At 60.1% G+C, this 7,989-nt stretch carries 7 protein-coding genes; all 7 read right to left on the bottom strand.

What is annotated here, in order from left to right; translation table 11 throughout:
* Window positions 1–14: 14 nt before the first annotated feature.
* The 7 genes from gltA to E0L15_RS08055 all read right to left on the bottom strand — a co-directional run bounded on the left by gltA (window position 15) and on the right by E0L15_RS08055 (window position 7,980).
* Window positions 15–1,415, bottom strand: a complete 1,401-nt coding sequence (gene gltA / locus E0L15_RS08085; protein ID WP_168125195.1) for an NADPH-dependent glutamate synthase — start codon at window positions 1,413–1,415, stop codon at window positions 15–17.
* Window positions 1,416–1,417: 2 nt separating this feature from the next.
* The gene (locus tag E0L15_RS08080) at window positions 1,418–2,260 is read right to left on the bottom strand and encodes a sulfide/dihydroorotate dehydrogenase-like FAD/NAD-binding protein (RefSeq protein WP_087231980.1); all 843 of its coding nucleotides are present in this window, start codon (window positions 2,258–2,260) and stop codon (window positions 1,418–1,420) included.
* Window positions 2,261–2,343: 83 nt separating this feature from the next.
* Window positions 2,344–3,552, bottom strand: a complete 1,209-nt coding sequence (locus tag E0L15_RS08075; protein WP_168125194.1) for an iron-containing alcohol dehydrogenase — start codon at window positions 3,550–3,552, stop codon at window positions 2,344–2,346.
* Window positions 3,553–3,774: 222 nt separating this feature from the next.
* Window positions 3,775–4,539, bottom strand: a complete 765-nt coding sequence (locus E0L15_RS08070; protein ID WP_087370331.1) for an ABC transporter ATP-binding protein — start codon at window positions 4,537–4,539, stop codon at window positions 3,775–3,777.
* Window positions 4,536–5,501 carry a glycosyltransferase family 2 protein gene (locus tag E0L15_RS08065; RefSeq protein WP_087231971.1) on the bottom strand — a complete coding sequence of 322 codons (966 nt, stop codon included), beginning with the start codon at window positions 5,499–5,501 and terminating at the stop codon, window positions 4,536–4,538. The genes E0L15_RS08070 and E0L15_RS08065 overlap by 4 nt, the downstream gene beginning before the upstream one ends.
* Entirely contained in the window at window positions 5,498–7,180 is a 1,683-nt protein-coding gene (locus tag E0L15_RS08060; protein ID WP_168125193.1) for a glycosyltransferase family 39 protein, read from the bottom strand. Before E0L15_RS08060 ends, E0L15_RS08065 begins: the two co-directional genes overlap by 4 nt.
* Before the next feature lie 32 nt (window positions 7,181–7,212).
* Window positions 7,213–7,980: an ABC transporter permease gene (locus tag E0L15_RS08055; protein WP_087231965.1), complete on the bottom strand. Its 768-nt coding sequence runs from the start codon at window positions 7,978–7,980 to the stop codon at window positions 7,213–7,215.
* Window positions 7,981–7,989 lie beyond the last annotated feature (9 nt).

Genomic DNA, 7,989 nt, shown 5'->3' with positions numbered 1-7,989 from the left:
CTCGTTTTATCTTATTACTTGTTTTGGATGTACGCATGGATGGCAGCAGCGGCCTGCTTGCCCGCTCCCATGGCCAGAATCACTGTGGCGGCGCCGGTGACCGCGTCGCCGCCGGCGTACACGCCCTCTCGGCTGGTGAGGCCGTCGTCCCCGTTGGTGACGATGCAGCCGTGGCGGTTGGTCTCCAGACCGGGGGTGGTGGACCGGATGAGGGGGTTGGGGCTGGTGCCGATGGACATGATCATGGTGTCCACCTCCAGCTCAAAGCGGCTGTCCGGCTTCTCCACGGGACGGCGGCGGCCGGAGGCGTCGGGCTCTCCCAGCTCCATCTCAATACACGCCATGCCACGGACACGGCCATCCTCGTCGCCCAGCACCTCCACGGGGTTGGTGAGGGTCTTGAAGATGATACCCTCCTCCTGGGCATGCTCCACCTCTTCCTTCCGGGCGGGGAGCTCCTCCATGCCCCGGCGGTAGACGATGTACACCTCTTCGGCACCCAGGCGCTTGGCGCAGCGGGCGGCATCCATGGCCACGTTGCCGCCGCCCACCACGGCCACCTTGTGGCTGTGCATGATGGGGGTCTTGCTGCCGGGCTGGTAGGCCTTCATGAGGTTGATACGGGTGAGGTACTCGTTGGCGGAGTACACCCCCTTGAGGCTCTCGCCGGGGATGCCCATAAACCGGGGCAGGCCAGCGCCGCTGGCGATGTACACCGCCTCGAAGCCGTACTCGCCCATGAGCTCGTCAATGGTGAGCACCTTGCCGATGACCATGTTGGTCTCGATGTCCACGCCCAGGGCCTTGAGGCCGTCAATCTCCTGCTGCACAATGGCCTTGGGCAGACGGAACTCGGGGATGCCGTACACCAGCACGCCGCCGGCCAGGTGGAGAGCCTCATAGATGGTAACCGCATAGCCCAGCTTGGCCAGGTCACCCGCGGCGGTGAGGCCGGAGGGGCCAGCGCCGATGATGGCCACCTTGTGGCCGTTGGGCTGGGGCTTGACGGGGGTGTCGGTGACATGCTCCCGGTGCCAGTCGGCCACAAACCGCTCCAGGCGGCCAATGCCCACGCTCTCACCCTTGATGCCCCGGACGCACTTGCCCTCGCACTGGTTCTCCTGGGGGCAGACACGGCCGCACACGGCGGGCAGGGCGCTGGAGGCGGAGAGCACCTGATAGGCCCCCTCAAAGTCCTCCTCTGCCACCTTGCCGATGAAGGCGGGGATGTCGATGCCCACAGGGCACCCGGTCTGGCAGGGCTTATTCTTACAGTTCAGGCAGCGCTTGGCCTCGCTGACCGCCATCTCAGCGGTGTAGCCCAGAGCGACCTCGTCAAAGTTGTGGTTTCTCACCTGGGGCTCCTGGCTGGGCATGGGGCACTTGCAGGGGTCCATGTTGATCTGGTGTGCCATGCTCACTGCACCTCCTTGTTGAGCAGATTACAAGAGGCCTCCCGGGCGTGGGTCTCAAACTCCCGGTAGGTGGAGCCCCGGTGCATGGCCTCGTCAAAGTCCACCTGGTGGCCGTCAAAGTCGGGGCCGTCCACACAGGCGAACTTGGTCACGCCGCCCACGGTGAGGCGGCAGCCACCGCACATGCCGGTGCCGTCGATCATGATGGGGTTCATGGACACGGTGGTCTTGATGCCGTACTTCTCGGTGAGCTTGCAGACAAACTTCATCATGATGAGGGGTCCAATGGCGATGACCTCGTCGTACTGGTTGCCCGCCTGAATGAGGGCCTCCAGGGCGTTGGTCACCAGGCCCTTCTCGCCCCAGGTGCCGTCGTCGCTCATCTTTGCCATGTGGTGGGACACCGCCTCAAACTCCTGCTCCAAAATCACCAGGTCCTTGGAGCGGAAGCCCACGATGGAGTGCACCTCGGCCCCCAGCTCGTGGAGGCGCTTGGCAGTGGGATAGGCAATGGCGCAGCCCACGCCGCCGCCCACCACGGCCACCTTCTTCAGGCCCTCCAGCTCACTGGCCCGGCCCAGGGGGCCCACAAAGTCGTGGACGGACTGGCCCGCCTCCAGCTGGTTGAGCTCCATGGTGGTGCCGCCGACGATCTGAAAGATAATGGTGATGGTGCCGGCCTGGCGGTCAAAGTCGGCAATGGTCAGAGGAATCCGCTCGGAGTCCTCGAAGGGGCGTACAATGATAAACTGACCCGGCTGCGCCTTCTTGGCCACCAGAGGGGCCTCGATGACCATCTTGGTGACGGTGGGGTTCAGCGGGGTTTTTTCCGCAATTCGAAACATAACAATCTCCTTCCATGAGGGTATCGCGCAAAAGAAAATAGGGGGAGAGCCATTCCCCTCCCCCTATTTTACACGCTAAAGGATTAAAAGTCAACGTCCAGGTCGTAATAGCAAGCCCGGAGCAGCTTCTCCATGTCCGCCTGGTCGGGCTGGCGGGGGTTGGAGCCGGTGCAGGCGTCGCCCAGGGCGTTCTTGGCGATCTCCGGCAGCTTGGCCAGGAACTCCTCCTCGCCCACGAAGCCCTGCTCGGCAATGGTGCCGCCCTCGCCGTAGTGGGCGATGCACTGGGGAATGTTCAGCTCATCGTTCATATGGCGCAGCTCGGCCACCAGAGCGGCCACCAGGGACTGGGTGTCGCTGCCCTCCAGGCCCATGAAGCGGGCGATGTAGGCGTAGCGCTGGGCGGCCTCGGGGTTCTTGGCGTTGTACTGGATGACCTTGGGCAGGTACATGGCGTTGGCTGCGCCGTGGATGATGTGACCGCCCTCAAACACAGCGCCGGTCTTGTGGGCCATGGAGTGGACGATGCCCAGCAGGGCGTTGGAGAAGGCCATGCCGGCCAGGCACTGGGCATTGTGCATCCGGTCCCGGGCGTCCATATCACCCTCATAGGACTTCTTCAAGTCGTTGTGCACCATCTGGATGGCGTGGAGGGCCAGGGGGTCGGTGTAGTCGCAGTGGACGGTGGACACGTAGGCCTCAATGGCGTGGGTCATGGCGTCCATACCGGTGTGAGCGGTGAGCTTGGGGGGCATCTTCTCGGCCAGCTCGGGGTCCACAATGGCCACATCGGGGGTGATGTTGAAGTCGGCCAGGGGGTACTTGATGCCCTTGTCGTAGTCGGTGATGACGGAGAAGGCAGTCACCTCAGTGGCGGTGCCGGAGGTGGAGGGGATGGCACAGAAATGGGCCTTCTGCCGCAGCGTGGGGAAGTTGAAGGGGACGATGAGGTCGTCGAAGGTGACGTTGGGGTACTCATAGAAGGCCCACATGGCCTTGGCTGCATCGATGGGGCTGCCGCCGCCGATGGCCACAATCCAGTCGGGCTGGAACTGGCGCATTTCCTCAGCGCCTCGCATCACGGTGGTGACGCTGGGATCGGGCTCCACGCCCTCAAAAATATGTACTTCCATGCCCGCTTCCTTCAGGGCATTCTCCACCCGAGCCAGGAAGCCAAATCGCTTCATGCTGCCACCGCCGGTGACGACAAATGCACGGGTGCCCTTCAGGTTCTTCAGCTCCTCCAGAGAGCCTTTTCCATGGTACAGATCACGGGGAAGAGTAAAACGCATACTGATTACCTCCATATGTGTGGTGTGGTCTGTCCTCTTTCTGGGACAGACAGCCTATGGTGTACGAGCCTTACAGGGAGTCAGCACGGTCAACGCCCTTTGTGGGATTATACCACCTTTTCGCCCGGTTGAGTAGTGCCTTTTTTGCACTGTGACCGATGTTTTTTCCGCAAGGAAAAACACCCTGCCCCCAGGGGCAGAGTGTTTCATATGAATCGGTATTTAGTCAGCGGGGACCTCGATCTTCCGCTTGCCGTCCAGCATCTCCTGATAGCGGTCGCAGATACCCTGGACGTCGTCCCCAAACTCCACCTGGTGGCCCTTGTGCAGCCACAAAATCTTGGTGCACATCTCCCGGACCTGCTCCAGGGAGTGGGAGACCAGAATGGAGGTGGCGCCGCCGTAGATGATCTCCTTCATCTTGGCCTCACTCTTGCGGCGGAACGCGCCGTCGCCCACGGACAGTACCTCGTCCAGGATGAGGATATCCGGCTGGACCAGGCAGGCGATGGAGAAGGCCAGACGGGACTTCATGCCCGAGGACAGCTGCTTAAAGGGGCGGTCCTCAAACTCCTTCAGGTCGGCAAACTCGATGATCTGGTCGTACATCTCGTTCATGAACTTGCGGGTATACCCCAGCATGGCTCCACGGAGGTAGGTGTTCTCCCGCACCGTCAGGTCCCCGTCAAAGCCGCTGGCCAGCTCCAGCAGGGCGGCAATGGTGCCCTCTCGGTGCACGTACCCCTCGGTGGGCTCCATGATGCCGGAGATGGCTTTGAGCAGGGTGGATTTTCCCGCACCGTTGGTGCCGATGATGCCCAGCATGTCCCCCTTTTCCAGGGAAAAGGTGACGTGCTTGTCCGCCCAGAATTTCTTCACCTCGTACTTGCCCCGCAGGCGGCGGGTGACGTACTCCTTGATGCCGATGTCTTTAAAATCTCCCGTCATATACCGGATGGAGACGTTATTCACTTCCAAAATACTCATGATTGTACCCCTTCATCCTTTTTAGTGCCATCGCTGCTCTCTTGCAGGATGTAGATGGGACGATGCTTGGTTTCCAGATAGGTCTTGGCCAGGTACTGACCGATGACGCCGATGGACAGCAGCTGGATGCCCCCCAAGAAGAGCATCACGCACATCATGCTGGGCCAGCCCTCCACCGGATCGCCAAAGAGGATGGTGCGCACCAGGATAAAGCACAGGGCCAGGGCGGCGCACAGGCAGGTGATAATGCCGAACACCGAGGCCATGGCCAGAGGGGCGGTGGAAAAAGCCACGATGCCCTCGATGGAGTAGAGAAACAGCTTCCAGAAGGACCATTTGGTCTCCCCTGCCACCCGCTGCACATTCTCATAGGGCAGCCACTTGGTGCGGAAACCCACCCAGCCGAAAATGCCCTTGGAGAAGCGGTTATATTCCTTCATGGACAGGATGGCGTCCACCATAGCCCGCTTCATCAGCCGGTAGTCCCGGGCGCCGTCCACAATGTCGGCATCGGAAATGCGGTTGATGAGCTTGTAGAAGGTGCGGGCAAAAAAGCTGCGGATGGGGGGCTCCCCCGCCCGGTCCACCCGGCGGGTGGCCACCGAGTCATAGGGCTCGTCCCGGAGAATCTCATACATCTGGGGCAGCAGCGCCGGAGGGTCCTGCATATCTGCGTCCATGATGGCCACATAGTCCCCCTTGGCGTGCTCCAGGCCCGCATAAATGGCCGCCTCCTTGCCGAAGTTTCGGGAGAAGGAGAGGTAGCGGACATTTTGGTACTGCCCGGCGTAAGTGCGCATGAGGGACAGGGTGCCGTCCTTGGAGCCGTCGTTGACCAGCAGCACCTCCAGGTCCACCTGGTACTGCGTCTCCAAGGTCTTGGCCACCTGTTGAATTTCCGGGATAAAGTAAGGTAGGGCCTGCTCCTCGTTGTAGCAGGGCACCACCACGGTAATCATCATGACGCAGCCTCCTCCAGGGTGCAGAAGTAGACGTTGCACCCGATTCTGGTCAGGAGCTCAAACTGGTCCAGGTCCAGCTGGGCCTCCACCTGTTCCTGGATCTCCTTCTGGGACATCTTACCGAAGTCCCGGATGAACAGCAGGAATCCGCCGTCCAGGTCCTTGGACTCCACGGCATCGCTGAGAGCGGCAAAATTCTTCCCCCCGCAGCGATAAATCTGGGAATGCTCCGGGAACTCCATGGCCTGGGCATCGGCAAATTCCGGGGTTCCCTGGACACTGAGAATGATGACGGGATATTCCTCGTACCCTGCCAGCTCCTGGGCTCTCTGGTTGGTCTCCAGGAAGAGGTAGTTTACCGTCTGGGTTCGATAAGACATGGCGGTAATCCCCAGGGCCACCACAGCCAGGGCGATGGTGCACCGCTGGGGATTGCGCACCAGCAGCATCAAGGTGCGATAGCCCAGGTAGACCATGCACAGGACGATGAGGGGGGAGATGCAGAAGAAGTAGCGGTCGGTCTTATAGGGTGCTACCTTTCCCACCAGTCCCCAGTAGCCTACGGCTACCACACCCAGCAGGGCCACGGCCACATCCACATGGGAGATGTGCAGGCGCAGCTTGCGGTCCAGGTGCACGTCCATCTCCACAGCCATGCCCACCTCTTCTCCCTTGGGGAACAGACGCAGGTGCAGCACGTGCTTGACCAGGAAGTACACCACTACCACGGCCACCACCAGCAGAATGCACTCCTTGAGCCAGCCGTTGAAGAGCTGGCGGCTGATGGTACTGGCCACCTTTTGCAGGCCATCCAAGGTGCCCTCCTTGGTGGCCATGCTGCCAAAGGCCTCTTTGCCCCGGTAGCCGCCAAAGATGTGGAACAGCATCTTGGGGAAGAGGGCCACAGCGGCGCACAGGGCCCCACCCTCCAGCACCGTGTACACCCCCAGCAGCTTCCACCGCCGGGTGGCACACAGGTAGAAAAAGAAAATTCCACACAGGAAGAAGCAGAGCACCAGGAAGTAATACTGGGTCAAGATGCCCAGCAGAGTGACCACAAAGAGCAGTGCAGCGGTTCTCTTGCGCAGCTTACCCCGCCGCACATCCTCCAGGGCTTTCAGGTGCACCAGCACCAGAGCCGTGGCAATGCAGGTCAGCAGAGCGTACATGCGGATGAACACCGCCGTGGTCATAGCTCCCACGCTCCAAGCCCACATGGCCGCCACCAGCAGGGCCAGCACCCGATTGGGGAAGAGCCGGACCGCCACCAGGTAGAGCAGCACGGTGGTGAGCAGGCAGAAGAACATGTTGGGCAGAATGCCAATCCACTTGCTCACCTCCCCGTGGAACAGGGCGGAGACGGTGTGGATGACAAAGTAGTAGACCGGCGGGTGCACGTCGTTTTCCTGGTTGTGGTAGGGGATGGAGTAGTCCAAATCCCCCAGTCCGTCCACGGACATGGCCTCCTGGAAGAAGGAGCCGTCCACCCAGGTGTCCAAAAAGCCCTCGGTCTCCGAGAAGAAGGTCCCGGGATAGTTGGACAGCTCATAGGTGTAGACCTCATCCACGTGGTACCCGGCCTTTTTCTGGCCAAAGTACCCCATCATGACGGTCTGTACCGCCAACACCAGCACCAACGCCAGCAGAATCAGATATCGTTTTTGATTTTGGGTTTTCATGCGTTATCTCCTTACCCTTTTGCTCCCCTTTATCACACGTAATACAGGAACTGGGTGTTGTATTTCTTGTAGATCAGGGCTCCCACAGCCAGAGCCAGCACCACATACAGCAGCATCAGGCCATGGTGCCACGGGGTGGGAATGGTGCCGTAGATGACGATCTTACGGAAGTAGGAGATGAAGGTGTACACCGGGTTGAGGTAGAACATCTTCTGCATCAGAGGGGAGTAGATGTCCACGGTATAGAAGATGGCAGACATATACATCAAAAGCTGGGTGAAGATGGTCCACAGGTACTGCACGTCCCGGAAAAAGACAAACAGGGCGGACAGCACCATACCCACACCGATGTTGAACAGCACCAGGCACAGCACAGGGTAAAGGAGCAGAATGAACTTCCAGGTAAAGGTGATCTGGTCCAACAGACAGAACACAAAGAACACCGCCAAGGTCAGGGCAAAATTGATGAGGGTCTGCACGTTTTTGGAGAGCAGAAACAGGTACTTGGGCACGTTGACCTTGGTAAAGATGTTGGCGTTGCCCATCAGCGAGGTCATACCCTGGCTGGTGGACTCGTTAAAGCAGGAGAAGATCAGGTTACCGCAGAACAGATAGGTGGTGTAGTGCTCCATCCCCCGTCCAAAGAACTGGGTAAACACCAGGCGCATCACCAGCAGGGTCATCAGGGGCGAGAGCACGCTCCAGGCCATGCCCAACACGGTGCGCTTGTACTTCTTCTTAAAATCTCGCTTCACCAGCTCCTCAAAGAGGAACTGGTGGCGTTTCAACTTCTCTATCATAGCAACTCC

The organism is Pseudoflavonifractor sp. SW1122, from assembly GCF_012027765.1.
GTDB classification, from domain to species: Bacteria; Bacillota; Clostridia; order Oscillospirales; family Oscillospiraceae; genus Enterenecus; species Enterenecus faecium.
This window is presented reverse-complemented; position numbering and strand designations above follow the sequence as displayed.

Coding starts and splice junctions, on each gene's coding strand:
- gltA (WP_168125195.1), bottom strand. CDS start 1,415: ATGGCACACCAGATCAACATGGACCCCTGCAAGTGCCCCATGCCCAGC.
- E0L15_RS08080 (WP_087231980.1), bottom strand. CDS start 2,260: ATGTTTCGAATTGCGGAAAAAACCCCGCTGAACCCCACCGTCACCAAG.
- E0L15_RS08075 (WP_168125194.1), bottom strand. CDS start 3,552: ATGCGTTTTACTCTTCCCCGTGATCTGTACCATGGAAAAGGCTCTCTG.
- E0L15_RS08070 (WP_087370331.1), bottom strand. CDS start 4,539: ATGAGTATTTTGGAAGTGAATAACGTCTCCATCCGGTATATGACGGGA.
- E0L15_RS08065 (WP_087231971.1), bottom strand. CDS start 5,501: ATGATGATTACCGTGGTGGTGCCCTGCTACAACGAGGAGCAGGCCCTA.
- E0L15_RS08060 (WP_168125193.1), bottom strand. CDS start 7,180: ATGAAAACCCAAAATCAAAAACGATATCTGATTCTGCTGGCGTTGGTG.
- E0L15_RS08055 (WP_087231965.1), bottom strand. CDS start 7,980: ATGATAGAGAAGTTGAAACGCCACCAGTTCCTCTTTGAGGAGCTGGTG.